Genomic DNA, 26,056 nt, shown 5'->3' with positions numbered 1-26,056 from the left:
GAGCGCCGTTCGCGGCCGCTGACCCACCCGCAGCAATGGCCCACCCCCGTAGGAGCGGTCAGCGGCCGCGAAGAAGACGACTCGGTTATAGATTCTGTTCGAAGAAATCGAAACACTTCGCCCGAATCGCAGGCAGCTCGTTGACCAGATGATGCCGGGCCCCCGCCACCTGCAACACCCGCACCTCGGCGAACTTTGCGCGCAGCACCTTGAGGTTGTGCCGCCAATCCACGGTGTCGTCATCCTCCCCCTGCACGACCACCACCGTGCGCGGGCTGCGCTGCGCTGCCTCGATGTGCTGCACCCACTGCACCAACGCCCCCACCCACGCTGTAGGCAGGCGCACGGGCTGCAGCGGGTCCGCCTGCAGGAACGGCATGAAATCCGGGTCGTTGGTATTGGCGCTGAACCGCCTGGCAATGCCGTTGACGAACGGCTTCAGCACGCGATAGCTGAGTTTGGACAAACCCCATGCGCTGGGCCGCACCAGCGGCGCCATCAGCAGCACCTGCCCCTGCGCCGCGGACTGCGCGCCCTGGTGCAGCAGATGGTCGACGATGATCGCGCCACCGGTGCTCTGCCCCAGCAGGTGCCAAGGCTGCGGCAGCTGCAGGGTACGTGCTTCGGCGAACAGGCCATCGAGCGTGGCCTGGTAATCGGCAAAGCTGTGAATGCTGGCTCGCTCGCCGCTGGACAGACCATGGCCCGGCAGGTCGCAGGAAATGACCGCGAAGCCACGCGCCAAGGCCCACTGCACGGCGTGCCGGTACAACCCCATGTGATCGTAGAAACCGTGCATGACGAAGAGCGTGGCGACAGGCCGCTCCGGCAACCACACCTGGGCCACCAAGTCGAAGCCGGCGGCACTGAAGCACCCCAGCCAGCTTTGTACCGGCAGGTCTAGCTGATAGAAGCGCTGGTAGGCCTGAGCCTCAGCGGACAGCGGCTGTCGGGTGCCCAAGGGTGGCAGGGAATTTCGCAGGGTGTCGGGATGAAATGCAATGGGCATGGATGATTGTTCCAAGGCAATACGTGTGCTGACCAGGCCGGCCTCTTCGCGGGCAGAGACCCGCTCCCACAATAAACCCGCGCTGTACCTGTGGGAGCGGGTCTCTTCCCGCGAAGAGCCCCCCTCCCACAAAAAACCCGCGCTGTGCCTGTGGGAGCGGGTCTCTGCCCGCGAAGAGGCCGGCAAGGGCGCTGGAGATCCAGCGCCCTGCCCTCATCACACCGACGCTGCCGGCCGCTGAGTCTTCGGCTGTTGCCAGGAGTTGGCGGCGCTTTCCTCGATGGCTTGCTGGATCGCCTTGCGACGACGCTCTTCGGCCCTACGCCCGAAATACCACACCAGGAACGTCACCAACGAAACGGCCAGCAGAATCAGGCTGGCCACCGCATTGATCTCAGGCTTCACGCCCAGGCGGACCGCCGAAAACACTTCCATCGGCAGGGTCGTGGAACCCGGCCCGGAAACGAAGCTGGCCAGCACCAGATCGTCCAGCGACAGCGCGAAGGACATCATCCCGCCGGCCGCCAGCGATGGCGCGATCATGGGAATGGTGATCAGAAAGAACACCTTCCAGGGCCGCGCACCCAAGTCCATGGCCGCCTCTTCGATCGACAGGTCCAGCTCGCGCAACCGCGATGACACCACCACCGCCACGTACGAGGCACAGAAGGTGGTATGAGCGATCCAGATCGTGGCGATGCCACGCTCCTGCGGCCAGCCGATCACCTGGGCCATGGCCACGAACAGCAACAGCAGCGACAGACCGGTAATCACCTCGGGCATCACCAGCGGCGCCGTCACCAGGCCGCCGAACATGGTGCGCCCCTTGAAGCGACTGATGCGCGTCAGCACGAACGCCGCCATGGTCCCCAGGGCCACGGCCGTCACTGCCGTGTAGCAGGCGATTTCCAGCGAGCGCATCACCGCGCCCATCAGCTGGGAGTTGTCCAGCAGGCCGACGTACCACTGCACCGACCAGCCACCCCACACCGTCACCAGCCGCGAAGCGTTGAAGGAATAGATGACCAGGATCAGCATCGGCGCATAGATGAACACCAGACCCAGCACCAGGATCAGTTTGGAGAACCCGAAACGCTTCATGCCTTGCCCTCCAGTTCTTTGGCCTGGCTGCGATTGAACAGCACGATGGGCACGATCAGAATCGCCAGCATCAACACAGCCAATGCCGAGGCAACGGGCCAGTCGCGGTTGTTGAAGAACTCCTGCCACAACACGCGGCCGATCATCAGGGTTTCCGGACCACCCAGCAGCTCGGGAATCACGAACTCGCCGACCACCGGAATGAATACCAGCATGCAGCCGGCGATGATGCCGTTCTTCGACAGCGGCACGGTGATCTTCCAGAAACTGTTGAAGGTGCTCGAGCCCAGGTCGGAGGCGGCCTCCAGCAAGCTGTTGTCATGCTTCACCAGATTGGCGAACAACGGCAGGATCATGAACGGCAGGTACGCATAGACCACCCCGATGTACACCGCCAGGTTGGTGTTGAGAATCTGCAGCGGTTGGTCGATCACCCCCAGCCACATCAGGAAGGCATTGAGCAGGCCGTTGTTGCTCAGGATGCCCATCCAGGCATACACGCGGATCAGGATCGCCGTCCAGGTCGGCATCATGATCAGCAGCAGGAGCACGGTCTGCAGGTCCTTGCGTGCCTTGCTGATGGCATAGGCCATGGGATAGCCGAGCAGCAGGCAGATCAGGGTGCTGAAGAAGGCCATCTTCAGCGAGCCCAGATAGGCCGAGATGTACAGATCGTCTTCGGTGAGCAGCGCGTAGTTGGCGAAATTGAGGATCAACTCGAACTTCTGTTCGGCGTAGCTCCAGATTTCGGTGTACGGCGGGATCGCCACGTCGGCTTCGGCGAAGCTGATCTTGAGCACGATGAAGAATGGCAGCATGAAAAACAGGAACAGCCACAGGAACGGTACGCCGATGACCATCTGGCGACCGTTGGGGATGATCCTCTTGAGCTTGCGTTTGATCTTGCGCAGCTTCATGAGCGCAGTACCACGCCGCTGTCGTCTTCCCACCAGACGAACACTTCGTCGTCCCAAGTCGGCCGGGCGCCACGGCGCTCGGCGTTGGCCACGAACGACTGCACCAGCTTGCCGCACGGCAACTGCACGTGGAACACCGAATGGCCGCCCAGGTAGGCGATGTCATGGACCTTGCCGCGCGACCAGTTGTGTTCGCTGTCGGGCTGCTGGGTGGTCACCAACATCTTTTCCGGGCGAATGGCGTAGGTCACGTTCTTGTCTTCGGCAGCGGTACTTACACCGTGACCGACATAGATGCTGCGCTCCAGCTCCGGGCTGCTGATCAGTGCGTAGCCTTCCATGTCCTCGACCACCTGGCCTTCGAACAGGTTGACGTTGCCGATGAACTCGCACACCAGGCGGCTGGTGGGGGTTTCGTAGATGTCGATCGGGCTGCCGATCTGCGCGATCCAGCCCAGGTGCATGATGGCGATGCGCTGGGCCATGGTCATGGCCTCTTCCTGGTCGTGGGTCACCATCACGCAGGTCACGCCGACCCGCTCGATGATCTCCACCAGTTCCAGTTGCATCTGCGAGCGCAGCTTCTTGTCCAGCGCGCCCATCGGCTCGTCGAGCAGCAACAGCTTGGGCTTTTTCGCCAACGAGCGTGCGAGCGCGACGCGCTGACGCTGGCCACCGGACAACTGGTGCGGCTTGCGCTTGCCGTACTGGGTCATCTGCACCAGCTTGAGCATTTCCGCCACCCGCGCGTCGATCTCGGCAGCAGGCAGCTTGTCCTGCTTGAGGCCGAAGGCGATGTTCTGCGCCACGGTCATGTGCGGAAACAACGCGTAGGACTGGAACATCATGTTGATCGGCCGCTCGTAGGGCGGCATATCGGTGATGTCCACGCCGTCGAGGAAAATACGCCCCTCGGTCGGCCGTTCGAAGCCGGCCAGCATGCGCAGCAGGGTGGATTTGCCGGAACCGGACCCGCCCAGCAAGGCGAAGATCTCACCCTGGTTGATTTCCAGCGACACGTCGTCCACGGCCACCGTTTCGTCGAATTTCTTCGTTACCTTTTCGATCCGGACCAGCACCTTTTTCGGTTGCTGGCTGCCTTCGAGGGCTTTTTTGTAGGCGCTGGAGGCAACAGCCATTCACGAAACTCCCAAACTTGAGTGGGGGCGGCTCTGGATCGGGCCGCCCCGAGTATTTATTTGCCCGACTTGACCTTGGTCCAGCTGCGGGTCATCAAACGCTGCACCTTGGGCGGCAGCTCGACGTTGACGTAGAGCTTGTCCTGGATGGCCTGCGGCGGGTAGACCGCCTCGTCGTTGCGCACGTCCTGATCCATCAGCTCGCCGGACTTGAGATTGGGGTTGGCATAGCCGACATAGTCGCTCACCTTGGCAATCACTTCAGGCTTCAACAGGTAGTCGATGAACGCCAGGCCCTGCTTGGCATCCGGCGCATCGGCGGGGATGGCCAGCATGTCGAACCACAGGTTGCCGCCTTCCTTGGGAATCGAGTAGGCCAGCTTGATGCCCTTGCCGGCTTCCTCGGCCCGTGCCTTGGCCTGGAATATGTCGCCGGAATAACCCACGGCCACACAGATGTTGCCATTGGCCAGGTCGCTGATGTACTTGGAAGAATGGAAGTAGGTCACGTACGGACGGACCTTGAGCAGCTTGGCCTCGGCTTGCTTGTAGAGCTTCTCGTCGGTGGTGTTGGGGTCCAGGCCCATGTAGTTGAGCACGGCCGGAAACATCTCGTCGGGCGAGTCGAGGAAGGCGACGCCGCACTTGGACAGTTTCTTGATGTTTTCGGGCTCGAACACCATGGCCCAGGAGTCGATCTTGTCGACGCCCAGCACAGCCTTGATCTTTTCCACGTTGTAACCGATGCCGTTGGTACCCCACAGATAGGGAACGGCGTACTGGTTACCCGGATCGTTCTTTTCCAGGCGCTTGAGCAGCACCGGATCAAGGTTGGAATAGTTGGTCAGCTGGGCCTTGTCCAGTTTCTGGAAAGCCCCGGCCTTGATCTGTTTGCCCAGGAAGTGGTTGGACGGCACCACCACGTCGTAGCCGGTATGGCCGGCCAGCAACTTGCCTTCCAGGGTTTCATTGGAGTCGAAGACGTCGTAGATCGGCTTGATCCCGGTGGCGGCTTCGAAATCCGCCAGGGTGCTTTCGCCGATGTAGTCGGACCAGTTGTAGATGTGTACGGTGCCTGCCGCTTGAGCATTGAGCGCCAGGGTCAGACCCGCACCGATCAGCATGGCCTTGCGAAACAAAGAGTGTGACAAGTGGAGGTCCTCTCAAGCGTTTGTTCTATAAGACAAACCGGCGCGCAACTTACAGCCCATGCGCGCGCGCCGCAATTGCTGATTCACCTGGCCCGAGCTCGCGGTGCGCCATTCGCGGCCACGGGCCGCTCCTACGGGGTATGTGTGGGAGCGGTCATCGGCCGCGAAAGGCGCATCGCAATACCAGCCCGGCTTACTTGCCCGACTTAATCTTGGTCCAGCTGCGCGTCATGATGCGCTGCGTCGCCGCCGGCAGGTCGGCAATGGCATACAGCTTGGCCTGCACATCGGCCGGCGGGTAGATGCCCGGATCGCCGCTGATGGCTTTATCCACCAATGCTGTTGCAGCCTGGTTACCGTTGGGGAACTGCACGCTGTTGGTGATCTCGGCCATGACTTCCGGTTTCATCAGGAAGGTCATGAACTTGTAGGCGCCTTCGACGTTCTCGGCATCCTTGGGGATGGCGACCATGTCGAAGAAGCTGCCAGCGCCTTCCTTGGGAATGTTGTAGCTGACCTTGACCTTGCCACCCGCTTCTTCGGCGCGCGACTTGGCCTGGTAGATGTCACCCGAATACCCCACGGCCACGCAGATATTGCCGTTGGCCAGGTCGGAGATGTACTTGGAGGAATGGAAGTAACCGATCGATGGACGCACCTTGAGGAACAGCGCCTCGGCCTCGGCAAGCTGCTTCTTGTCCTGCGAGTCCGTCGGGTAGCCCAGGTAATGCAGGGCGATCGGCAGCATCTCGGTGGGCGAATCGAGGAAGCTGATGCCGCACGACTTCAGCTTGGCCGCGTTTTCCGGCTTGAACAGCAGGTCCCAGCTGTTGGTCGGTGCATCGGCGCCCAGCGCAGCCTTGACCTTGTCGGCGTTGAAGCCGATGCCGATCGAGCCCCACATGTACGGGAAGGCATGCTTGTTGTCCGGGTCGCTCACCGACACCGCCTTGAGCAGCGATTCGTTGAGGTTTTTCCAGTTCGGCAGTTTCGAGCGATCCAGTTCCTGGTACACACCGGCCTTGATCTGCTTGGCCAGGAAGTTGTTGGAAGGCACGACGATATCGTAGCCGGACTTGCCGGCCAGCAGTTTGGCTTCCAGGGTTTCGTTGCTGTCGAATACGTCGTAGACGACCTTGATCCCCGACTCCGCCTCGAATTGCTTGATCGTGTCCGGCGCGATGTAGTCCGACCAGTTGTACACGTGCAGAACCTTGTCGTCTGCCTGCGCAGCACTGGCCATCGCCCCCATCAGGGCCACGGCGAGGAGGGTCTTGCCAAATATCTTCATGCGTTGTGCTCCTAAATGTTCTTGGTCTTAACCTGATGCCAATATTGATCGAGTGCCGTGTTTTGATGATCCGTAGGAGCGGTCATTGGCCGCGAAGAAACCACTGCGGTATCAGTCGAGACCGCGTCGCAGCTTTCGCGGCCGGTGACCGCTCCTACGGAACGCCGTCGCATTTTGCGTACCGATGCTCCCGACGGGAGCAAGCCTAGCATCTAGCCCCCGAGTGCTTCGAGTGTCAGGTCCAGGCAAAGCCGTGCCTTGCTCACCAGCTCGTCGATCTCGGCGTGGCTGATGACCAGCGGCGGTGCAATGATCATGGTGTCACCGACGGCCCGCATGATCAGCCCGTTGTCGAAACAGAACTGGCGACAGATCATACCGGCGCCGCGCCCTTCGTGACGGCTGCGAGTCGCCTTGTCCTTGACCAGTTCGATTGCGCCGAGCATGCCCAGGCCACGGACCTCACCCACCAGCGGATGGTCCTGCAGTTCGCGCAGACGCTTTTGCAAATACGGTGCCGCATCGGTCCGGACCGTGTCGACGATGTGCTCGTCGCGCAGGATACGCAGGTTTTCCAGCGCCACCGCCGCCGCGACCGGATGCCCGGAATAGGTGAAGCCGTGGTTGAAGTCGCCACCCTGGTTGATCACCTGCACCACCTCGTCGCGCACGATGACGCCGCCCATGGGGATGTAGCCGCTGGTGAGGCCCTTGGCGATGGTCATCAGGTCGGGCGCCAGATCATAGTAGTCGCTGCCGAACCAGTGGCCGGTACGGCCGAAGCCGCAGATGACTTCATCGGCCACGAACAGGATGTCGTAGCGCGCCAGCACTTCCTTGACCTTCGGCCAGTAGGTCTCGGGCGGAATGATCACACCGCCGGCGCCCTGGATCGGCTCGGCGATGAACGCCGCGACGTTGTCTTCGCCCACTTCCAGGATCTTCTTTTCCAACTGCTCGGCGGCCCAGATGCCGAACTCGTCCGGGGTCATGTCACCGCCCTCGCCGAACCAGTACGGCTGGGCGATGTGCACGATGCCCGGGATCGGCAGATCGCCCTGCTCGTGCATGCCCGCCATGCCGCCCAGGCTGGCGCCGGCCACGGTGGAGCCGTGGTAGCCATTGATGCGGCTGATGATCACCTTTTTCTCGGGCTTGCCCTTGAGCGCCCAGTAATGGCGCACCAGGCGCAGCACGGTGTCGTTGCCCTCGGAACCGGAGCCGGTGAAGAACACATGGTTCATGCCCTCGGGCGCCAGGTCGGCGATGGCCTTGGCCAGCTCGAGAGCGGGCGGGTGGGCGGTCTGGAAGAACAGGTTGTAGTACGGCAGTTCGCGCATCTGCTTGCTGGCTGCCTGCACCAGCTCCTCGCGACCGTAGCCGATCGCCACGCACCACAGGCCGGCCATGCCGTCGAGGATCTTGTGCCCTTCGCTGTCCCACAGGTACACGCCGTCGGCCTTGGTGATGATCCGCGGACCCTTCTGCGCCAGCTGCGTGTAGTCGCTGAACGGCGCCAGGTGGTGGGCGCTGCTCAAGTCTTGCCAATGCTGGGTCTGGGGGTTGTTGTTGCTCATCTGTCGCTCCTTTTTCTCACACCGCGAACAGCAGGAACTCACGTTCCCACGAGCTGATCACGCGTTTGAAGTTTTCGTGTTCGGCGCGCTTGACCGCAACATAGCCAACGACGAATTTCTTGCCCAGGTACTTCTCCACCGTCTTGCAGTTTTCCATGCGCTCCAGCGCATCCTCGATGGTCAACGGCAGCCGCAGGTTGCGCCGCTCGTAGCCGCGGCCCTGCACCGGCGCACTCGGGTTCAGGCCCTCGACCATGCCGATGTAGCCGCACAACAGGCTGGCGGCGATGGCCAGGTAGGGGTTGGCATCGGCGCCCGGCAAGCGGTTCTCGACCCGCCGGTTCTGCGGCGTGGCGTCGGGCACGCGCAGGCCAACGGTGCGGTTTTCCTCGCCCCACTCGACGTTGACCGGCGCCGAAGTGTCGGGCAGGAAACGACGGAACGAATTGACGTTGGGCGCGAACAGCGGCAGCAGTTCGGGAATGAATTTCTGCAGGCCGCCGACGTGGTGCAGGAACAGCTGGCTCATCGAGCCGTCTTCGTTGGCGAAGATGTTCTTGCCGGTGGCCGAATCGACGATGCTCTGGTGCAGGTGCATGGCACTGCCCGGCTCGCCCGTCATCGGCTTGGCCATGAAAGTGGCGGCGACGTTGTGCTTGAGCGCGGCCTCGCGCATGGTGCGTTTGAACACCAGGATCTGGTCGGCCAGGTGCAGGGCATTGCCGTGCCGGAAGTTGATTTCCATCTGCGCCGTGCCGTCTTCGTGGATCAGGGTGTCGAGGTCCAGGTTCTGCGCCTCGCACCAGTCGTAGACGTCTTCGAACAACGGATCGAACTCGTTCGCCGCTTCGATGGAAAACGATTGCCGACCGGTTTCCGGGCGTCCCGAGCGGCCGATCGGCGGCTGCAGCGGGAAGTCCGGGTCTTCGCAGCGCTTGGTCAGGTAGAACTCCATCTCCGGCGCCACGATCGGCTGCCAGCCTCGGTCCGCATACAGCTTCAAGACCTTCTTGAGCACGTTGCGCGGCGACAGCTCGATAGGGTTGCCCTGCTTGTCGTACGTGTCGTGGATGACCTGCGCCGTGGGCTCTATGGCCCAGGGAACGAGAAACACCGCGTTCTCGTCGGGGCGGCAGATCATGTCGATGTCGGCAGGGTCGAGCAACTCGTAGTAGATGTCGTCTTCTACATAGTCGCCAGTCACGGTTTGCAATAGAACACTTTCCGGCAAGCGCATGCCTTTTTCGGCGATGAACTTGTTGGTCGGGGAAATCTTGCCGCGGGTGATCCCGGTGAGGTCGGCGATCAGGCATTCGACTTCGGTGATCTTGTGATCTTTCAACCAATCGGTGAGCTGGTCGAGGTTGGGACTCATAAATACCTCAGGAGGCCATTGACCTGGCTCGCGGCGAGCCGGGCACGTGTTGACGCGTGGGCGTCGTTCGGAAAGCGGTCAAGCGAGGGCGGCACACTGCCCACCCGGCCTCTCGATACCCGGCCGGAACGTGAAGCTCAGGGTAGCGGTTTCGGGGCTCAGGCAGTACAGGAGGGACAAAAAAACAGAGACGCAACGCCGTGGGCTGTCAATTATTCTGGTCGCCGGCAACCGGTGGCTGCAGCGAGCTCCATCAGATAATGGCAGGCGTGCCATGACTCACCCTCGGTATTATTGAAATGGCGGGTTGAAAACGAGCTTAGCCTTGTTCATTTTTTTCCACAACTATCAGGCGGCAAACTTCCGCAGACACTTTTCAGGCAGTTGCAAGGCACCGTAATTGCCAGGCGCATGCGCCCCGATATGCAGCAAAAGAGGCTCAACAGCGCTCTTTCAGGGCAAAACCCGGCTCGCTTGACTTAGTGTTGGCTTTCGGATTGACTGAAACCTGTTCGACCCAATGATTGATATTTTTAACAACAAAGGTGTTGCATCATGTCGGTACCCCCGCGTGCCGTTCAGCTTAACGAAGCGAACGCATTCCTTAAGGAACATCCTGAGGTTCTGTACGTCGACCTTCTGATTGCAGATATGAATGGTGTGGTGCGTGGCAAGCGCATCGAGCGCACCAGCCTCCACAAGGTTTACGAGAAAGGCATCAACCTGCCCGCCTCGCTGTTTGCCCTGGACATCAACGGCTCTACCGTGGAAAGCACCGGTCTTGGCCTGGACATCGGCGATGCCGATCGTATCTGCTACCCCATTCCCGACACCCTGTGCAACGAGCCTTGGCAGAAGCGCCCTACCGCGCAGTTGCTGATGACCATGCACGAACTCGAAGGCGAGCCGTTCTTCGCCGACCCGCGTGAAGTGCTGCGCCAGGTCGTCGAGAAGTTCGACGCCATGGGCCTGACCATCTGCGCCGCCTTCGAGCTGGAGTTCTACCTGATCGACCAGGAAAACGTGAACGGTCGACCGCAGCCGCCGCGCTCGCCGATCTCCGGCAAGCGTCCGCATTCGACCCAGGTGTATCTGATCGACGACCTGGACGAGTACGTGGACTGCCTGCAGGACATCCTCGAAGGGGCGAAGGAACAGGGCATCCCGGCCGACGCCATCGTCAAGGAAAGTGCGCCGGCGCAGTTCGAGGTCAATCTGCACCACGTTCCGGATGCCATGAAGGCCTGCGACTATGCAGTGCTGCTCAAGCGCCTGATCAAGAACATCGCCTACGACCACGAGATGGACACCACGTTCATGGCCAAGCCCTATCCGGGCCAGGCGGGCAACGGGCTGCACGTGCACATCTCGATCCTGGACAAGGACGGCAAGAACATCTTCACCAGTGAGGATCCCGAGCAGAACGCCGCATTGCGTCACGCGATCGGCGGTGTGCTCGAGACCCTGCCCGCGTCGATGGCGTTCCTGTGCCCGAACGTCAATTCGTACCGCCGCTTCGGTGCTCAGTTCTACGTGCCCAACTCGCCCTGCTGGGGCCTGGACAACCGTACCGTTGCCTTGCGCGTGCCTACCGGAACCCCGGATGCCGTGCGCCTGGAACACCGCGTTGCCGGCGCCGATGCCAACCCTTACCTGTTGATGGCCGCAGTATTGGCCGGCGTGCACCACGGCCTGACCAATCAGGTCGAGCCCAACGAGCCGGTGACGGGCAACTCCTACGAGCAGAACGAGCAGAGCCTGCCGACCAACCTGCGCGATGCCCTGCGCCTGCTGGACGACAGCGAGGTGTTGGCCAAATACATTGATCCGAAATACATCGATATCTTCGTGGCCTGCAAGGAAAGCGAGTTGGAAGAATTCGAGCACTCCATCTCGGACCTCGAGTACAACTGGTACCTGCACACCGTATAAGGGCCGGACCCTGTGGTATGCCAGCCATACCACAGCGTTCATGAACGCGTCTTCTGGCCTGCGGTGCGGCAGGTGCACCGCGTCGCACCCGGACGCGGCTTGCGCCGCTGCTACAGGGTTTCATCGTGTCATCTGAATGCGGTGTGTCTTCTGGGCTGCGGTGCGGCAGGTGCATCGCGTCGCACCCGGACGCGGCTCGCGCCGCTGCTACGGGGGATCGCCGTTTCGTCTAGGTATGCAGTCCCTGTAGCAGCGGCGCGAGCCGCGTCGGCGGTACGTGCGGATTACCTGACGTACCGCGTCCGGATCAGCATGCCCAGCGCAACTGGGTCGGCAATGGCGACGGCGGCTCGGGCTCCGGTGGATTGCCCGGCAGCGCCAATACTCGATTGAGCACTTCGCTTTCCAGCGCCGCCAGGCGATGGGAACCGCGAGCGCGCGGACGTGGCAACTCGACGGCCAGGTCCAGACCAATGCGCCCCTCCTCGATCAGAATCACCCGGTCGGCAATCGCCACCGCCTCGGCCACATCGTGGGTTACCAGCAACACGGTGAAACCGTGCTTGCGCCACAGGCTCTCGATCAACTGCTGCATCTCGATGCGCGTGAGCGCATCCAGCGCCCCCAAGGGCTCGTCCAGCAGCAACAGCCGCGGCTTGTGAATCAGGGCCCGCGCCAGCGCCACGCGCTGCTTCTGCCCCCCGGACAACCCCGCCGGCCACTCATCGGCGCGCTCGGCCAGGCCCACCGCTTCGAGCGCCTGCAAGGCCTGCTCGCGCCAATTGCCGGACAGCCCCAGACCCACGTTGTCGATCACTCGTTTCCATGGCAGCAGGCGGGCTTCCTGGAACATCAGCCGGGTGTCGTTGCGCGCATCGCTGAGCGGACCGGAACCTGCCAGCAGTTGTCCGCTGGTGGGTTGGTCGAGTGCTGCCAGCAGCCGCAGCAAGGTGCTCTTGCCGCACCCGCTGCGGCCGACGATGGCCACGAACTGCCCGGCCGGAATGTTCAGGTCGATCTCGCGCAGAACTTCGCGCTCGCCAAAGGTCTTGCGCAGCTGGCGAACCGCCAGTGGAATCCCGCGCCGCAGGTTCTGCGGCTGTTCCTTGAAAACGGTCATGCTGCACCTCCCTTGGTTTGATAGGCCGGATGCCAGCGCAGCCACACTCGCTCCAGCCCACGCGCCGCCAAATCGGCCAGCTTGCCGAGAATCGCATAGAGCACGATGGCCAGCACCACCACGTCGGTCTGCAGGAATTCGCGCGCGTTCATGGCCAGGTAACCGATGCCGGAGCTGGCGGAAATGGTTTCCGCAACGATCAGCGTCAGCCACATCAGGCCGAGGGCGAAACGCACGCCGACCAGAATGGAAGGCAACGCCCCGGGCAGAATCACCTGCCAGAACAAACGAAATCCGGACAGGCCATAGCTGCGTGCCATTTCCACCAACGCGGGGTCGGCGTTCTTGATGCCGTGGTAGGTGTTCAGGTAGATCGGGAACAATGTGCCCAGCGCGACCAGAAAGATCTTCGCCGACTCATCGATACCGAACCACAGAATCACCAGCGGAATCAGCGCCAGGTGCGGGACGTTGCGGATCATCTGCACCGAGGTGTCGAGCAGGCGCTCGCCCCAGCGCGACAGGCCGCTGATCAGCCCCAGTAGCAGACCGATGCCGCCACCGATGGCGAAGCCGATGCCCGCGCGCCAGCCGCTGATGGCCAGGTGCGTCCAGATCTCCCCGGACTTGAACAGCGCGACGCCTGCCGCGAGCACCGCGCTGGGCGCTGGCAGGATCCGCGTCGACAGCCAGCCGACGCTGACCGCCAGCTGCCAGATCAACAGCAGGCCCACCGGCAGCGCCCAGGGCGCCAGCCGGTGGATGATTTTGCTCGTTGTACTCATGGCAGTTTCTCAGCGCTGGGCGGCCTTGGGCAAAATGTCGTTGGCCACCATCTCACCGAACGGGCTGACGTAGTTGGCGCCGGTCGGCGCTTCCGGGCGCTGTACGTCCAGGTGCGGGAACAACAGCTCGGCCACGCGGTACGACTCTTCCAGGTGCGGGTAGCCGGAGAAGATGAACGTGTCGATGCCCAGTGCGGCGTACTCCTTGACTCGCTCGGCCACCGTCGGGCCGTCACCGACCAGCGCGGTTCCGGCGCCGCCGCGGACCAGGCCGACGCCGGCCCACAGGTTGGGGCTCACCTCCAGCTTGTCCTTGCTGCCGCCATGCAATGCGGCCATGCGCTGCTGACCCACCGAATCGAAGCGCGCCAGCGAAGCCTGGGCACGGGCAATGGTATCGTCGTCGACATGGGCGATCAGCCGCTCGGCGGCCTGCCAGGCTTCTGCATTGGTTTCACGCACGATCACGTGCAGGCGGATTCCGAAGCGTACGGTCCGGCCGAGCTTGGCGGCCTTCTCGCGCACCTGGGCGATCTTCTCGGCCACCGCTGCCGGTGGCTCGCCCCAGGTCAGGTACATCTCCACCTGTTCGGCGGCAAGGTCTTGAGCCGCATCGGAAGACCCGCCGAAGTACAGCGGCGGACGCGGCTGCTGCACCGGCGGATAGAGCAGCTTGGCGCCTTTGACGGTGAGGTGCTTGCCATCGTAGTCGACCGTTTCGCCTTCCAGCACGCGGCGCCAGATACGGGTGAATTCCACCGACGCCTCGTAGCGCTCCTCGTGGGTAAGGAACAGACCGTCGCCGGACAGCTCGTCAGGGTCGCCGCCAGTGACCAGGTTGAACAGCGCGCGGCCGTTGGACAAGCGGTCCAGGGTCGCTGCCTGACGCGCGGCCACGGTGGGCGAGATGATTCCAGGGCGCAGGGCAACCAGGAATTTCAGGCGCTGGGTGACCGGAATCAACGAGGCCGCCACCAGCCAGGAGTCTTCGCAGGAGCGCCCGGTAGGGATCAGTACGCCGCCGTAGCCGAGGCGATCGGCCGCCTGCGCGATCTGTTGCAGGTAACCGTGGTCGACCGCCCGTGCACCTTCGGAGGTGCCCAGGTAATGACCGTCGCCGTGGGTGGGAAGAAACCAGAAAATATTGAGGCTCATGGAGTTGTCTCCTGACGTGGCTCGGAACCGATGCGCGGGCACCGGTGCGGTTGTGCGGTGGCGGGGGCGCAGCGGATCACGGTGCCTTGGCAACGTTGGCCGGCGGTGTCCAGATGACATCCTGAATGCGCAGCGGCTTGGGGATCAGCTTGAGCTGGTGAAAGCTGTCGGCGATCTTCTGCTGCGCGGCAACGGTCTGCGGGTTGAGAAATTGCGCGCCGTAGCCTTGGCGTTTCACCGAAGTCAGGGTGATGTCCGCTGGCAGGCCCAGCAACGGTGCGACCTGGGCGGTCACTTCTTCGGGATGCGCCTTGGACCACTCGCCCACGGCGCGTACCTCCTCGACCAGCGCGGTGATCACCTCGGGGTGCTGCTCGGCATAGGGTTTGGTGGCCAGGTAGAACTGCAGGTTGTCGACGATGCCCTGGCCGTTGCGCAGGGTGCGCGCCTGCAACTGCTGCTCGGCCGCTGCCTGGTAGGGATCCCAGATCACCCACGCATCGACGCTGCCGCGCTCGAACGCCGCGCGGGCATCGGAAGGCGGGAGGTAGACGGTCTGGATGTCGGAGTACTTGAGCCCGGCTTCTTCCAGCGCGCGCACCAGCAGGTAATGCACGTTGGAACCCTTGTTCAGCGCAACCTTCTTGCCCTTGAGTTCAGCGACCGAGCGGATCGTCGAATCCTTGGGTACCAGGATCGCTTCGCTGGTCGGGGCCGGCGGCTCGTAGGCCACATACAGCAGATCGGCCCCGGCGGCCTGGGCGAATACCGGCGGGGTTTCACCGGTCACGCCGAAATCGATCGAACCGACGTTCAGCCCTTCGAGCAACTGCGGGCCGCCGGGAAACTCGGTCCATTTGACGTCGACGCCCTGAGCCGCCAGGCGTTTCTCCAGCGTGCCCTTGGCCTTGAGCAGCACCAGCGTGCCGTATTTCTGGTAACCGATGCGCAGGGTTTCAGCCTGGGCCTGGGTGATGGCGCCGAACGACACAGCCGCAGCAAACAGTGCGACCACGCCACGACGCAAGAACAGGGTGCGCATGGCACTCTCCTTCTGCAGGGGGAATTGGGTTGCACCTGCTTGCCCGTTGGCGGGCCAGTAAGGTGGGTACAGCGAAAAGTGTCGCGGCCGCGAGCGGCGGTTGGAATCAGATGCTCCAGCGGGCACTGCGCAGGCTTTGCATGAGCAAGGCCGGGTCATGGGTCTGTGGTTTGCGCAGCAGGAAGGCATGAAACTCCTGCAGCGCATTTTCCAGGCGCTGCTCGAGCGCTGGCGCCAACTGGGCTGCATGACTGCCTTCGCCATAGGCGATCTGGCTGTCGTCGGCGAAGATGCCCTGGAGCATTTCCTGGGCCTTGAGCGAAGCCAGCACTGGTTTCAGCGCGTAGTCCACCGCCAGCATGTGGGCGATGCTGCCACCGGTGGCAATGGGCAGCACCACCTTGTTGCTCAGGGCCCGCTCGGGAAGCAGGTCGAGCAGGGTCTTCAGCGCACCGGAGAACGACGCCTTGTACACCGGCGTGGCAACCACTAGGCCATCGGCCTTGCCGACCAGTTCGTTGAAATGCAGTACGTGCGGGCTGTCGAAGCGGGCATGCAGCAGGTCTTCGGCCGGGAAGTCCCGTACCTGAAACGTCACCACTTCGACGCCTTGTCGTTGCAGCCACTGCTTGCTGCGCTCCAGCAGTACACCAGAGCGCGAGCGCAGGCTGGGGCTGCCGCCCAGGGATACGACCAGCATGGGGTAAATCCTTGAATAGCGAAATCGGAGCGCTTCTGGAGAAGTCGCCGGAATGGAAGGAACAGTAGCAGGCAGGATTTATATCTTTAAATCATATTTATTCATTTGGTTATTCGATAAAAACATATACCTACATTTTCCTATCCCTGCTGCGCACACCGCATGGATATCACCGCGATACCTGTAGCAGCGGCGCAAGCCGCGTCAGCGGGCCATGCGGTGCATTTGATACACCGCGACGTCCTGGACGCGGCTCGCGCCGCTGCTACAGAGGGCAAGTTGTATCAGGTTCAGATCAGCGGTTGGGCTGGGGGGTCAGGCGCAGGTAGGGTTTCACTGCCGTGTAGCCCTTGGGGAAGCGCTGCCTGATTTCCTCTTCGTCCTTGAGCGAAGGCACGATCACCACGTCATCGCCATCCTGCCAGTTGGCCGGGGTGGCAACCTTGTGGCTGTCGGTCAATTGCAGCGAATCGATCACCCGCAGGATCTCGTGGAAATTGCGCCCGGTACTGGCCGGGTACGTGATGGTCAGCCGCACCTTCTTGTTCGGGTCGATGACGAACAGCGAACGCACCGTAAGGGTGTCGCTGGCGTTCGGGTGAATCAGATCGTAGAGCTGGGACACCTTGCGGTCGGCATCGGCCAGGATCGGGAAATTCACTGTGGTGCCCTGAGTCTCGTCGATGTCGCCGATCCAGCGATGATGGGATTCGACCGGATCCACCGACAGCGCGATGGCCTTGACGTTGCGCCTGGCGAACTCGTCGGCGAGCTTGGCGGTAAAACCCAGTTCGGTGGTGCACACCGGCGTGAAATCGGCGGGGTGCGAGAACAGCACCCCCCATTGGTCGCCCAGCCACTGATGGAAGCTGATGGTGCCCTGGCTCGAGTCCTGCTGGAAATCGGGGGCGATGTCGCCGAGTCGAATGGTCATGGTGATGCTCCTGGGCTGTTGTGCGCATGACTGTGCACTGAGCGGCCCGGAAACAAAAAGAATGGATCGTGCTGGGGCTAGGCGAAACGGGAATAACGCCAGGGCAGAAAACAAAAAGCCCGCACAAGGCGGGCTTTTTCCAACGGCACGTATTACTTGAAAGCGTACGTGTAGTTGAAGATCAGACGGGTCTGATCGGTGTTGGTGCCGACGTCGCTGCGGTAGGTACCGTTACGCAGGGTGGCGCCGAAGTTCTTCAACAGACCGCTCTGGATCACGTAGTCGACGCGCATGTCGCGTTCCCACTCGGAATTGTTCGAGTCGCCGGTACCGGCCGCGCGAATGTCGTCGCCATGCAGGTAGGCAACCGAGGCTTTCAGGCCAGGGACGCCGATGCGGCTGAAGTCATAGGAGTACTGGGCGAACGTGGTGTTTTCGCCAGCGCGGGTGAACGAGTTGACCATGCTGTCGGTGAACAGATAGACGCTGGAACCGCCGTTGCCTTCGTTGCGGTTGTTGCCATCGACAACGCTGCCGTTGTTGATGAACGGCATGCCGCCGTCGTCGCCCACTTGCTGGTAACCGGCCAGGAATGCGTGGCCAGCGATGCTGTAGGTGAAGATGGCACTCCAGGTCTTGTTGTCGACTTCGCCAGGGTTCTTGGCGTAGCCGCTGTTGTTGTTGAAGCGGTAGCCAGCATCACCGTTCTTGCCGTCGGAGCTGCTGTCGAAGTAGCGCAGGTCGGTCTTGAACGACTGGTCTTCACCCAATGGCAGTACGTGCACGGCGCCGAGGAAAGTCTGCTTGTAATAGTCTTCCAGCTGCGCGTGGTAGACCTGCAGGGTCAGGTCCTTGGTGGCCTTCCAGTCGACACCGGCGAACTGGAAGTTGTTCGAGTCCTGCGTACCGCCGTTCAGGCCCAGGCCCGAGTAGTTGCTGGTGGCACGGCCCGCAGACTTGTTCAGGCGGCCGGCGGTGAAGGTGAAGTTGTCCAGGTCCTTGGAGGTCAGGATACCGCCCTGGTAAACGGCAGGCAGCAAGCGACCATCGTTGGATACCAGGATCGGCAGGTTGGGCTGCAGTGCGCTACCCACCTTGAGTTCGGTCTTGGCGAACTTGACCTTGCCGTTGGCGCCTACACGCGACCACGACTTCTCGGCCGAACCGTCGGTGTCGCTGGGGAAGAAGCTGTTGTTGTTCGGGTGGTGACCGCGGCCGCCGTCCAGGTGGATGCCGGTCATGCCCTGCACGTCCAGACCGAAGCCGACGGTGCCGGGGGTGTAGCCAGAAATGAAGTTGAAGAGGAAGCCTTGAGCCGATTCTTCCTGGTCGTTCGCCGTGCCTTCACGGGTATCGTTGCGGAAATACATGGTCCGCGAGCTCAGCGTTGCTTTGCTGGCTTCGAGGAAACCCGAGGGTGCCGGATCGGCGGCGTAGACACTGGTGGAGATGCTGGCGAGCGCGATGGCTGCGGCGAGCGACTGCTTGTACATGTGATGCTCCTCTGGTTTCTAATTTTTGTGGTGTCTTTGGTCGGGGGTCTGGCGCCCCTTGTCCGCAGATGCGCGATTAGCGCCAAAGCGTGACCGGTTAGTCAATGTTTACAAGCCGATTCGAGACCTTGGTCTAAGCCAAACTCTGGTTGCCGAGGTTAACGAAATTTTCACAAAACCAAAAAGAATTGTTTCAAGTTTTTTTAGAATTTAAACGCATAACAACCTAGACCATCCAAACAAAAAAGTTCAATCCAGTTGCAAAACATAAGCTAATTCCCAAACGGTATTTCAAAGCCGTTTCTTATATCGTTTAGATTCGCCCTCATTCGCCCTTCCGACACTTGCCGTTTCGCGCTTTGGCAGCGCGGGTTCGAAGGTCCTCAGCCACCCGACTCTCGCAAAAGGCAGCCACCATGGCCAAGCAGCATTTCGCACGAAAACTGGTCAGCACCCTGGCCCTGGCCAGCCTGGCCATGGGCATCCAGGCCGCTACGTTGACCGTCGGCTACCAGACCGGCATCGACCCCAGCAAGGTCGCCCAGGCCGACGGCACCTATGAAAAGGCCATTGGCGAGAAGATCGACTGGCGGCGCTTCAACAGTGGCCCGGAAGTGGTCACGGCGATCGCCTCGGGCGATGTACAGATCGGCAACCTGGGATCGAGTCCGCTGGCTGCCGCCACCTCACGCAAGTTGCCCATCGTCGCTTTCATCGTTTCGGCGCAGATCAATTCCGCCGAAGCCCTGGTGGTGCGCAACGGCAGCGGCATCGACAACCCGCAGCAGTTGGTCGGCAAGACCATTGCCACACCGTTCGTGTCCACTTCCCACTACAGCCTGCTCGGCGCGTTGAAGCATTGGGGTCTGGAAGGCAAGGTCAAGGTGGTCAACCTGCAGCCGGCCGAAATTGCCGCTGCGTGGAAACGTGGCGACATCGACGGCGCCTTCGTCTGGTCGCCGGCGCTGGGCGAGATCCGCAAGAGCGGCAAGACCCTCACCGATGCCGCACAGGTCGGCCAGTGGGGCGCACCGACTTTCGAGGTCTGGGTGGCGCGCAAGGATTACGCCGAGAAGCACCCCGAGGTGATCGCCCGGTTCGCCAAGGTCACGCTGGATTCATTCGCCGACTATGCGAAGAACCAGGCGCAGTGGACCGCCGATTCCGAGCCGGTGCGCAAGATCGCCAAATTGACGGGAGCCAACGCCGCCGACGTCCCCGACCTGCTCGCCGGCTCCACCTACCCCGATGCCCAGGCCCAGGCTTCCGCCGCGCTGCTGGGTGGCGGCACCGCACAGGCCGTGGCCAAGACGGCCGAGTTCCTCAAGGAGCAAGGCAAGCTGGAAGCGCTCCTGCCTGACTACACGCCGTACGTCAGCGCCCGGTTCGTTCAGTGATCGCGCGCATGCCAACCGGAGTTCGACCGTGGCCCAATTGATTCTTGACCGTATCGGCGCCCACTACCCGGGCGCCGCGCAGCCGGTGCTCCAGGACATCTCGCTGAGCCTGGGGCCACAGCAGCTGTGCGTCGCACTGGGCCCGTCGGGCAGCGGCAAGACTTCGCTGCTCAACCTGATCGCCGGTTTCGTGGCTCCCAGCAGTGGCCGCATCACCCTGGACGGCGTTGCGGTGAAGGGGCCGGGGGCCGACCGTGGCGTGGTCTTTCAGGATGACGCCTTGTTGCCCTGGCAGGACGTCCTGACCAATGTCGCCTTCGGTTTGCAACTGGCAGGCACCGGCCGGGCGCAGCGTGAGGCGCGCGCGCGGGACATGCTTGCGCTGGTCGACCTGGCAGGTTTCGGCGAGCGACAGATATGGCAACTCTCCGGTGGCCAGCGTCAACGCGTGGGCCTGGCTCGAGCGCTGGCGGCCGACCCGCAGGTGCTGTTGATGGACGAGCCGTTCGGCGCACTGGATGCGTTCACCCGGGAGCAGATGCAGGAGTTGCTGCTGCAGGTCTGGCAACGTACCGCCAAGCCGGTGTTCCTGATTACCCACGACATCGAAGAAGCGGTATTCCTGGCCACCGACCTGATTCTGCTGGCGCCCAACCCCGGCCATGTCGAGGAGCGCCTGAGCCTGGACTTCGGCCAGCGCTATGCCGCTGGCGAGAGCGCCCGGGCGATCAAGTCCGACCGCCGATTCATCGAAACCCGCGAGCACGTCCTTGCCCAGGTTTTCGCCCAGCGCGTTGTCACACAGGGCGCCATTGCGCGCAAGGAGCCGGCATGAGCCTCTACCCGACGCACGCTCTCGACAGCGCCCGCGCACCTGCCGCGCGCCGGCCCTGGCGCTTGAGTACGCGCGCCATCAGCACGCTGACCCTGGCAGGCGTGCTGGCACTGTGGTGGGCGGTGACCGCCACCGAGCTGATAGAGCCCCTGTTCCTGCCCTCGCCCGGCGCGGTACTGGACAAAGCCTGGCTGCTGGCAACCCAGGGCTATATGGACGCCACGTTGTGGCAACATTTGGGTGCCAGCCTGGGGCGCATCGGCCTGGCCCTGGCATTCGCCGTGCTGTTCGCCATTCCGGTGGGCATCGCCATCGGCCACAACCGCATAGCGCAAGGCATTCTCGATCCGCTGATCGAGTTCTACCGGCCCATTCCGCCGCTGGCCTACCTGCCGCTCATCGTGATCTGGTGCGGCATCGGCGAAACCTCCAAGGTGTTGCTGATCTACCTGGCCATCTTCGCGCCGATTGCCATCGCCACGGCCACCGGGGTGCGCAATGTCGATCCCGCCCGTTTGCGCGCCGCGCAATCGCTGGGCGCCACCCGGGCGCAACTGATCCGCCACGTGATCATACCCAGTGCGCTGCCGGACATCCTCACCGGTATCCGCATCGGCCTGGGCGTCGGCTGGTCGACCCTGGTCGCCGCTGAGTTGATCGCAGCCACCAGCGGCCTGGGCTTCATGGTGCAGTCGGCCGCGCAATTTCTGGTCACCGATGTGGTGGTGCTGGGCATCCTGGTAATCGCACTGATCGCCTTCGCTCTGGAAATGGGCCTGCGCGCCCTGCAGCGGCGCCTGGTGCCCTGGCACGGCCAGAGCCACTGAACCAGCCACTTTGCCAACAGAGCTGACCAACATGACTCTGCACATCACCCCCTTGAGCCCAACTATCGGCGCGGTCATCGAAGGCGTCGACCTCAGTCGGGAACTGACCCCGGCCCAGCAGCGCGAGATCGACGCCGCGCTGCTCGCCCATCAGGTGCTGTTCTGGCGCGACCAGCCGCTGACCCCTTTTCAGCAGGCACGGCTGGCGCAGCAGTTCGGTGACCTGCACGTTCATCCGATCTATCCCGGTGTGCCGGGGCAACCCGACGTGCTGGTGCTCGACACCGCCGTGACCGACGTACGCGACAACGCCATCTGGCACACCGACGTGACCTTTCTGGCGGAACCGGCGATGGGCGCCATACTGACCGCCCAGCAGGTACCGCCCTTTGGCGGGGACACTTGCTGGGCCAGCGGAATCGCGGCATTCGAGGCGCTGTCCAGGCCCATGCAGGCCCTGCTCGACGGTCTGACCGCCACCCATGATTTCGCCAAATCGTTCCCGCTCGAACGCTTTGGCAACGATGCCCAGGCATTGGCGCGCTGGGAGCAGACCCGCCGGCAACATCCCCCGCTGTCACACCCGGTGGTACGGACCCATCCGGTCAGCGGGCGCAAGGCGTTGTTCGTCAGCGATGGTTTCACCACCCACATCAACGAACTTTCGACAGCTGAAAGTCAGGCGCTGCTCGACCTGCTGTTCGCCCACAGCACGCGTCCGGAGTTCTGCGTACGCTGGCAATGGCGCCAAGGGGACGTCGCCTTCTGGGACAACCGCGTGACCCAGCATTACGCGATAGACGACTACCGCCCGCAGCGACGCGTGATGCATCGAGCGACGATAATGGGGGATCGACCGTATTGAACGCACGGGGGGCGGCGATGGCCGCCCCCGCTGGCCGTCATTCGCCGATGGCGGCCTTGTAGCCGGCGGCGTCGAGCAGCGTGTCCAGCTCACTGGCAGCGCTTGGCTTGAGCTTGAAGAACCAGGCGCCATAGGGTTCGCCGTTGACGCTTTCCGGGCCATCGGCCAACGCTTCGTTGATCGCGACCACCTCGCCCCCCACTGGGGAGTAGATGTCCGAAGCGGCCTTGACCGACTCGACCACGCCCGCCTGATCACCGGCGGCGAAGACCTTGCCGACTTCCGGCAGCTCGATGAACACCACGTCACCCAAGGCTTCCTGGGCGTGATCGCTGATGCCCACGGTCACCGTGCCATCTGCTTCCAGGCGTGCCCACTCGTGGCTTTCGGCAAAACGGAGTTCAGCAGGGATATCGCTCATAACATTGTCCTCAACAAGGGTCAGCGGCCAGCCCGCCATACGATTCAGATCAGGGTTCTACCATGCCGGACGAAGGTCGGCTTGACCACCCGTACCGGGTACCATTTGCCACGTATCTCGACTTCCGCACGGTCCGCGGTCGCCATCGGTACACGCGCCAATGCAATCGACTTGCTCAGCGTAGGGGAGAAACTACCACTGGTGATCTCTCCTTCGCCAACTCCGGCGATGCGGACCACCTGATGCGCGCGCAGCACCCCGCGTTCTTCGAGCACCAGGCCGACCAGTTTCATCGCCGGCCCGGCGGCCCGTTCACGCTCCAGCGCCTCGCGCCCGATGAAGGCGCGCGCGCTCGGTTGCCACGCCACACTGCCGGCCATGTTGGACGCCAGCGGCGAATGCGCCTCGTCCATGTCCTGGCCATACAAGTTCATCCCGGCTTCCAGACGCAGCGTATCGCGCGCGCCCAGGCCGATGGGCGAAATGCCCGCACCGATCAATTCGTTGAAGAAATCGACCGCCTGCGCGGCGGGCAAGACGATCTCGATACCGTCCTCGCCGGTATAGCCGGTGCGGGCAATGAACCAGTCGCGATGGTGACGGCCTTCGAAAGGGTTCAGTTGCAAAAGCAGCTCGCGGCGTTGGCTGCCCAGCAGGTCGGCGACCTTGCGCCGTGCCTGCGGCCCTTGCACGGCCAGCAACGCCAGCTCGGGGCGCTCGCGCCATTGCACATCGAACGTGCCTGCCTGGGCGCTGAGCCAGGCCAGGTCCTTGTCACGGGTCGCGGCATTGACCACCAGGCGATAGCCTTCCTCGGTGCAGTAGGCGATCAGATCGTCCACGATCCCGCCCTCGGCGTTGAGCATGGCGCTGTACAAGGCCTGGCCAGGGCCGGTCAGGGTGGCGACATCGTTGGCCAACAGGTATTGCAGGAACGCCCGGGCGTCCGGCCCTTGGACATCGATCACGGTCACATGCGACACGTCGAAGACGCCGCAATCGCGACGTACCTGATGATGCTCTTCGACTTGCGAGCCGTAATGCAGAGGCATGTCCCAACCGCCAAAATCGACCAGCTTTGCGCCGAGGGCAAGATGCAGGTCATACAGAGGCGTGCGCTGTCCCATGGGTTTCTCCTTCCGGGCGTGGCGAAAGCGCAGGCGAATTGTCCTTGGTGCCTGCGCCGGATGCGGCGCATTGTAGCGACAAGGTCGCGGGCGTGATATCTGTAGCGACAAGGTCGCGGTGGTGATATCTGTAGCGACAAGGTCGCGGGGGTGATATCTGCAGCGACAAGGTCGCGTAGCCGGTCAGTGGTTTCGACCGACCTGGCGCGCCGAACGTCGAATCAACCCGATGACCGGCAGCAGGCCGACCAGCACCAGGGTCAGGGCAGGCAGCGACGCCCGCGCCCATTCGCCTTCACTGGTCATTTCGAATACCCGCACCGCCAGCGTGTCCCAGCCGAACGGGCGCATCAGCAAGGTCGCCGGCATCTCCTTGAGCGTGTCGACGAACACCAGCAGCGCGGCGCTGAGCGTGCCGGGCAGCAACAGGGGCAGATAGACCTTGAAGAACAGCCGCGGACCACCCACTCCCAGGCTTCGTGACGCCTCGGGCAGCGAGGGGCGAATCCGCGCCAGGCTGCTTTCCAGCGGCCCATAGGCCACCGCGATGAACCGTACCAGATAGGCCACCAGCAGCGCCGCCACACTGCCCAGCAGCAATGGCCGCCCGGCACCGCCCAGCCAGCCGGACAACGGCACGACCAGCTCGCGGTCGAGAAAACTGACAGCCAGCATCAGCGACACCGCCAGCACCGACCCCGGCAAGGCATAGCCCAGGTTCGCCACCGCCACTCCGGCGCGAATGCCTCGCGTAGGCGCCTGCCGCCGCGCAAACGCCAGCAGCAGCGCTACCGTGACCGTGATCAGCGCGGCCATGGCGCCCAGGTACAGGGTATGCACGATCAGCTCACGGTAACGTTCGTCGAGGTCGAAGCGCCCGCGCTGCCAGCACCACACCACCAACTGCAGCATGGGCACGACGAAGGCGCAGGCGAACACCAGCGCACACCAGCCGCTGGCCACCCATGCCTTGAGCCCGCGCAGCCGATACAGCGCCTGCCCACGCGGGCGTTCGCTGGCCGCATGATCCTGACCGCGCGCACGCCGCTCGCCGTAAAGCACCAGCATCACCGCCAGCAACAGCAAGCTGGCCAGCTGCGCCGCGCTGGAGAGGCTGAAGAAGCCGTACCAGGTCTTGTAGATGGCCGTGGTGAAGGTGTCGAAATTGAACACCGCCACAGCGCCGAAATCCGCCAGGGTTTCCATCAATGCCAGTGCCACGCCCGCACCGATGGCCGGCCGGGCTACCGGCAAGGCCACTCGCCAGAAGGCTTGCCAGGGGGATTGGCCGAGCATGCGCGCCGCCTCCATCAAGCCCTTGCCCTGGGCCAGGAACGCGGTCCGCGCCAGCAGGTACACGTACGGGTAGAACACCAGCACCAGAACGATGATGACCCCTCCCGTGGAGCGCACCCGCGGCAGGCGCAGGCCGCTGCCGAACCACTCGCGCAGCAGGCTCTGCACCGGCCCGGCAAAATCCAGCAGGCCGACGAAGACGAACGCCAGTACGTAGGCCGGAATGGCAAACGGCAGCATCAGGGCCCAGTCGAGCCAGCGGCGGCCGGGGAATTCACACAGGCTGGTAAGCCAGGCGAGGCTGACGCCAAGCACCGTCACGCCCGTACCTACGCCCAGCACCAGGGTAAGCGTATTGCCCAGCAGGCGCGGCATCTGCGTATCCCACAGGTGGGACCATATCTGCATGTCGATGCTTTGCCAGGAAAGCACAAGCACGCTCAACGGCAGCAGCACCAGCCCGACCACGGCCAAGACCAGCGGGTACCAACGGCGTTGGACGGAAGAAGACAATGGATTCACTCGTGGTTTTCAGGTTGCAGGCTTTCAACGCAACAGCCCGGCGCC

Annotated in this window: 22 protein-coding genes and 1 pseudogene; 5 read left to right on the top strand and 18 right to left on the bottom strand. The window is 62.9% G+C overall.

Annotated features, from left to right (window positions below; genetic code table 11):
- Window positions 1–85 precede the first annotated feature (85 nt).
- The 8 genes from IFU31_RS12740 to IFU31_RS12705 all read right to left on the bottom strand — a co-directional run bounded on the left by IFU31_RS12740 (window position 86) and on the right by IFU31_RS12705 (window position 9,560).
- Window positions 86–1,009 carry an alpha/beta hydrolase gene (locus IFU31_RS12740; RefSeq protein ID WP_192103160.1) on the bottom strand — a complete coding sequence of 308 codons (924 nt, stop codon included), beginning with the start codon at window positions 1,007–1,009 and terminating at the stop codon, window positions 86–88.
- Window positions 1,010–1,225: 216 nt separating this feature from the next.
- Window positions 1,226–2,110 carry an ABC transporter permease subunit gene (locus IFU31_RS12735; RefSeq protein ID WP_122479867.1) on the bottom strand — a complete coding sequence of 295 codons (885 nt, stop codon included), beginning with the start codon at window positions 2,108–2,110 and terminating at the stop codon, window positions 1,226–1,228.
- Window positions 2,107–2,988, bottom strand: a complete 882-nt coding sequence (locus tag IFU31_RS12730) for an ABC transporter permease subunit (protein WP_163007645.1) — start codon at window positions 2,986–2,988, stop codon at window positions 2,107–2,109. The genes IFU31_RS12735 and IFU31_RS12730 overlap by 4 nt, the downstream gene beginning before the upstream one ends.
- 35 nt (window positions 2,989–3,023) lie before the next feature.
- On the bottom strand, window positions 3,024–4,166 hold the full coding sequence (gene potA, locus IFU31_RS12725; protein WP_122479869.1) for a polyamine ABC transporter ATP-binding protein: 1,143 nt from the start codon (window positions 4,164–4,166) through the stop codon (window positions 3,024–3,026).
- Between the two features lie 56 nt (window positions 4,167–4,222).
- Window positions 4,223–5,317: a polyamine ABC transporter substrate-binding protein gene (locus IFU31_RS12720; protein ID WP_122479870.1), complete on the bottom strand. Its 1,095-nt coding sequence runs from the start codon at window positions 5,315–5,317 to the stop codon at window positions 4,223–4,225.
- A 193-nt stretch (window positions 5,318–5,510) separates the two neighbouring features.
- Window positions 5,511–6,608 (bottom strand): polyamine ABC transporter substrate-binding protein, encoded by a 1,098-nt coding sequence (locus IFU31_RS12715; protein WP_122479871.1) that lies wholly within the window; start codon window positions 6,606–6,608, stop codon window positions 5,511–5,513.
- A 212-nt stretch (window positions 6,609–6,820) separates the two neighbouring features.
- Window positions 6,821–8,185: an aspartate aminotransferase family protein gene (locus IFU31_RS12710; protein WP_192055043.1), complete on the bottom strand. Its 1,365-nt coding sequence runs from the start codon at window positions 8,183–8,185 to the stop codon at window positions 6,821–6,823.
- 16 nt (window positions 8,186–8,201) lie between these two features.
- Window positions 8,202–9,560 (bottom strand): glutamine synthetase family protein, encoded by a 1,359-nt coding sequence (locus tag IFU31_RS12705; protein WP_122479873.1) that lies wholly within the window; start codon window positions 9,558–9,560, stop codon window positions 8,202–8,204.
- Window positions 9,561–10,115: 555 nt separating this feature from the next.
- Here IFU31_RS12705 and IFU31_RS12700 point away from each other — a divergent pair.
- A complete protein-coding gene (locus tag IFU31_RS12700; protein ID WP_122479874.1) occupies window positions 10,116–11,492 on the top strand; it encodes a glutamine synthetase family protein in 1,377 nt (458 codons plus the stop codon).
- A gap of 307 nt (window positions 11,493–11,799) precedes the next feature.
- Here the strand turns inward: IFU31_RS12700 and ssuB are convergent, their stop codons facing one another.
- The 7 genes from ssuB to IFU31_RS12665 form a co-directional block, all read right to left on the bottom strand.
- Window positions 11,800–12,612 (bottom strand): aliphatic sulfonates ABC transporter ATP-binding protein, encoded by an 813-nt coding sequence (gene ssuB, locus IFU31_RS12695; protein ID WP_192103158.1) that lies wholly within the window; start codon window positions 12,610–12,612, stop codon window positions 11,800–11,802.
- Complete coding sequence (gene ssuC, locus IFU31_RS12690; RefSeq protein WP_192103156.1) at window positions 12,609–13,397, bottom strand: aliphatic sulfonate ABC transporter permease SsuC; 789 nt, start codon at window positions 13,395–13,397, stop codon at window positions 12,609–12,611. Before ssuC ends, ssuB begins: the two co-directional genes overlap by 4 nt.
- A gap of 9 nt (window positions 13,398–13,406) precedes the next feature.
- Window positions 13,407–14,552 (bottom strand): FMNH2-dependent alkanesulfonate monooxygenase, encoded by a 1,146-nt coding sequence (gene ssuD / locus IFU31_RS12685; protein WP_185794713.1) that lies wholly within the window; start codon window positions 14,550–14,552, stop codon window positions 13,407–13,409.
- A gap of 76 nt (window positions 14,553–14,628) precedes the next feature.
- Window positions 14,629–15,594, bottom strand: a complete 966-nt coding sequence (locus IFU31_RS12680; protein ID WP_185794712.1) for a sulfonate ABC transporter substrate-binding protein — start codon at window positions 15,592–15,594, stop codon at window positions 14,629–14,631.
- Window positions 15,595–15,700: 106 nt separating this feature from the next.
- Window positions 15,701–16,294 carry an NADPH-dependent FMN reductase gene (gene ssuE, locus IFU31_RS12675; protein WP_122479879.1) on the bottom strand — a complete coding sequence of 198 codons (594 nt, stop codon included), beginning with the start codon at window positions 16,292–16,294 and terminating at the stop codon, window positions 15,701–15,703.
- A gap of 295 nt (window positions 16,295–16,589) precedes the next feature.
- Window positions 16,590–17,228 carry a peroxiredoxin gene (locus IFU31_RS12670; protein ID WP_122479880.1) on the bottom strand — a complete coding sequence of 213 codons (639 nt, stop codon included), beginning with the start codon at window positions 17,226–17,228 and terminating at the stop codon, window positions 16,590–16,592.
- Between the two features lie 152 nt (window positions 17,229–17,380).
- Complete coding sequence (locus IFU31_RS12665; protein WP_122479881.1) at window positions 17,381–18,721, bottom strand: OprD family porin; 1,341 nt, start codon at window positions 18,719–18,721, stop codon at window positions 17,381–17,383.
- A 416-nt stretch (window positions 18,722–19,137) separates the two neighbouring features.
- On the opposite strand from IFU31_RS12665, the gene tauA reads away from it, so the two are divergent.
- The 4 genes and pseudogenes from tauA (at window position 19,138) to tauD (ending at window position 22,645) form a co-directional block, all read left to right on the top strand.
- Window positions 19,138–20,118: a taurine ABC transporter substrate-binding protein gene (gene tauA, locus IFU31_RS12660; RefSeq protein ID WP_122479882.1), complete on the top strand. Its 981-nt coding sequence runs from the start codon at window positions 19,138–19,140 to the stop codon at window positions 20,116–20,118.
- 28 nt (window positions 20,119–20,146) lie between these two features.
- Window positions 20,147–20,953, top strand: a complete 807-nt coding sequence (gene tauB / locus IFU31_RS12655; protein WP_122479883.1) for a taurine ABC transporter ATP-binding subunit — start codon at window positions 20,147–20,149, stop codon at window positions 20,951–20,953.
- A 59-nt stretch (window positions 20,954–21,012) separates the two neighbouring features.
- Window positions 21,013–21,780: pseudogene (tauC, locus tag IFU31_RS12650) on the top strand (taurine ABC transporter permease TauC); the annotation flags it as partial.
- Between the two features lie 31 nt (window positions 21,781–21,811).
- Window positions 21,812–22,645 (top strand): taurine dioxygenase, encoded by an 834-nt coding sequence (gene tauD / locus IFU31_RS12645; RefSeq protein WP_192059416.1) that lies wholly within the window; start codon window positions 21,812–21,814, stop codon window positions 22,643–22,645.
- Between the two features lie 37 nt (window positions 22,646–22,682).
- On the opposite strand, the gene gcvH is transcribed toward tauD, so the two are convergent.
- From gcvH to IFU31_RS12630, 3 genes are all read right to left on the bottom strand, one after another.
- Window positions 22,683–23,066: a glycine cleavage system protein GcvH gene (gene gcvH / locus IFU31_RS12640; RefSeq protein ID WP_185794707.1), complete on the bottom strand. Its 384-nt coding sequence runs from the start codon at window positions 23,064–23,066 to the stop codon at window positions 22,683–22,685.
- A gap of 44 nt (window positions 23,067–23,110) precedes the next feature.
- Window positions 23,111–24,193: a glycine cleavage system aminomethyltransferase GcvT gene (gene gcvT, locus IFU31_RS12635; protein ID WP_185794706.1), complete on the bottom strand. Its 1,083-nt coding sequence runs from the start codon at window positions 24,191–24,193 to the stop codon at window positions 23,111–23,113.
- Window positions 24,194–24,376: 183 nt separating this feature from the next.
- The gene (locus IFU31_RS12630) at window positions 24,377–26,002 is read right to left on the bottom strand and encodes an ABC transporter permease (RefSeq protein ID WP_192103154.1); all 1,626 of its coding nucleotides are present in this window, start codon (window positions 26,000–26,002) and stop codon (window positions 24,377–24,379) included.
- Window positions 26,003–26,056 lie beyond the last annotated feature (54 nt).

Origin of the sequence: Pseudomonas sp. CFBP 13602, assembly GCF_014842725.1 — a bacterium.
GTDB classification, from domain to species: Bacteria; Pseudomonadota; Gammaproteobacteria; order Pseudomonadales; family Pseudomonadaceae; genus Aquipseudomonas; species Aquipseudomonas baltica.
The sequence above is the reverse complement of the archived record's forward strand: the minus strand, read 5'-3'. Positions and strand labels throughout refer to the sequence as shown.

What these genes read in the sequence shown, in the direction of transcription:
- IFU31_RS12740 (WP_192103160.1), bottom strand. Translation starts at nt 1,009, where the DNA reads ATGCCCATTGCATTTCATCCCGACACCCTGCGAAATTCCCTGCCACCC.
- IFU31_RS12735 (WP_122479867.1), bottom strand. Translation starts at nt 2,110, where the DNA reads ATGAAGCGTTTCGGGTTCTCCAAACTGATCCTGGTGCTGGGTCTGGTG.
- potA (WP_122479869.1), bottom strand. Translation starts at nt 4,166, where the DNA reads ATGGCTGTTGCCTCCAGCGCCTACAAAAAAGCCCTCGAAGGCAGCCAG.
- IFU31_RS12715 (WP_122479871.1), bottom strand. Translation starts at nt 6,608, where the DNA reads ATGAAGATATTTGGCAAGACCCTCCTCGCCGTGGCCCTGATGGGGGCG.
- IFU31_RS12710 (WP_192055043.1), bottom strand. Translation starts at nt 8,185, where the DNA reads ATGAGCAACAACAACCCCCAGACCCAGCATTGGCAAGACTTGAGCAGC.
- IFU31_RS12705 (WP_122479873.1), bottom strand. Translation starts at nt 9,560, where the DNA reads ATGAGTCCCAACCTCGACCAGCTCACCGATTGGTTGAAAGATCACAAG.
- IFU31_RS12700 (WP_122479874.1), top strand. Translation starts at nt 10,116, where the DNA reads ATGTCGGTACCCCCGCGTGCCGTTCAGCTTAACGAAGCGAACGCATTC.
- ssuB (WP_192103158.1), bottom strand. Translation starts at nt 12,612, where the DNA reads ATGACCGTTTTCAAGGAACAGCCGCAGAACCTGCGGCGCGGGATTCCA.
- ssuC (WP_192103156.1), bottom strand. Translation starts at nt 13,397, where the DNA reads ATGAGTACAACGAGCAAAATCATCCACCGGCTGGCGCCCTGGGCGCTG.
- ssuD (WP_185794713.1), bottom strand. Translation starts at nt 14,552, where the DNA reads ATGAGCCTCAATATTTTCTGGTTTCTTCCCACCCACGGCGACGGTCAT.
- IFU31_RS12680 (WP_185794712.1), bottom strand. Translation starts at nt 15,594, where the DNA reads ATGCGCACCCTGTTCTTGCGTCGTGGCGTGGTCGCACTGTTTGCTGCG.
- ssuE (WP_122479879.1), bottom strand. Translation starts at nt 16,294, where the DNA reads ATGCTGGTCGTATCCCTGGGCGGCAGCCCCAGCCTGCGCTCGCGCTCT.
- IFU31_RS12670 (WP_122479880.1), bottom strand. Translation starts at nt 17,228, where the DNA reads ATGACCATTCGACTCGGCGACATCGCCCCCGATTTCCAGCAGGACTCG.
- IFU31_RS12665 (WP_122479881.1), bottom strand. Translation starts at nt 18,721, where the DNA reads ATGTACAAGCAGTCGCTCGCCGCAGCCATCGCGCTCGCCAGCATCTCC.
- tauA (WP_122479882.1), top strand. Translation starts at nt 19,138, where the DNA reads ATGGCCAAGCAGCATTTCGCACGAAAACTGGTCAGCACCCTGGCCCTG.
- tauD (WP_192059416.1), top strand. Translation starts at nt 21,812, where the DNA reads ATGACTCTGCACATCACCCCCTTGAGCCCAACTATCGGCGCGGTCATC.
- gcvH (WP_185794707.1), bottom strand. Translation starts at nt 23,066, where the DNA reads ATGAGCGATATCCCTGCTGAACTCCGTTTTGCCGAAAGCCACGAGTGG.
- gcvT (WP_185794706.1), bottom strand. Translation starts at nt 24,193, where the DNA reads ATGGGACAGCGCACGCCTCTGTATGACCTGCATCTTGCCCTCGGCGCA.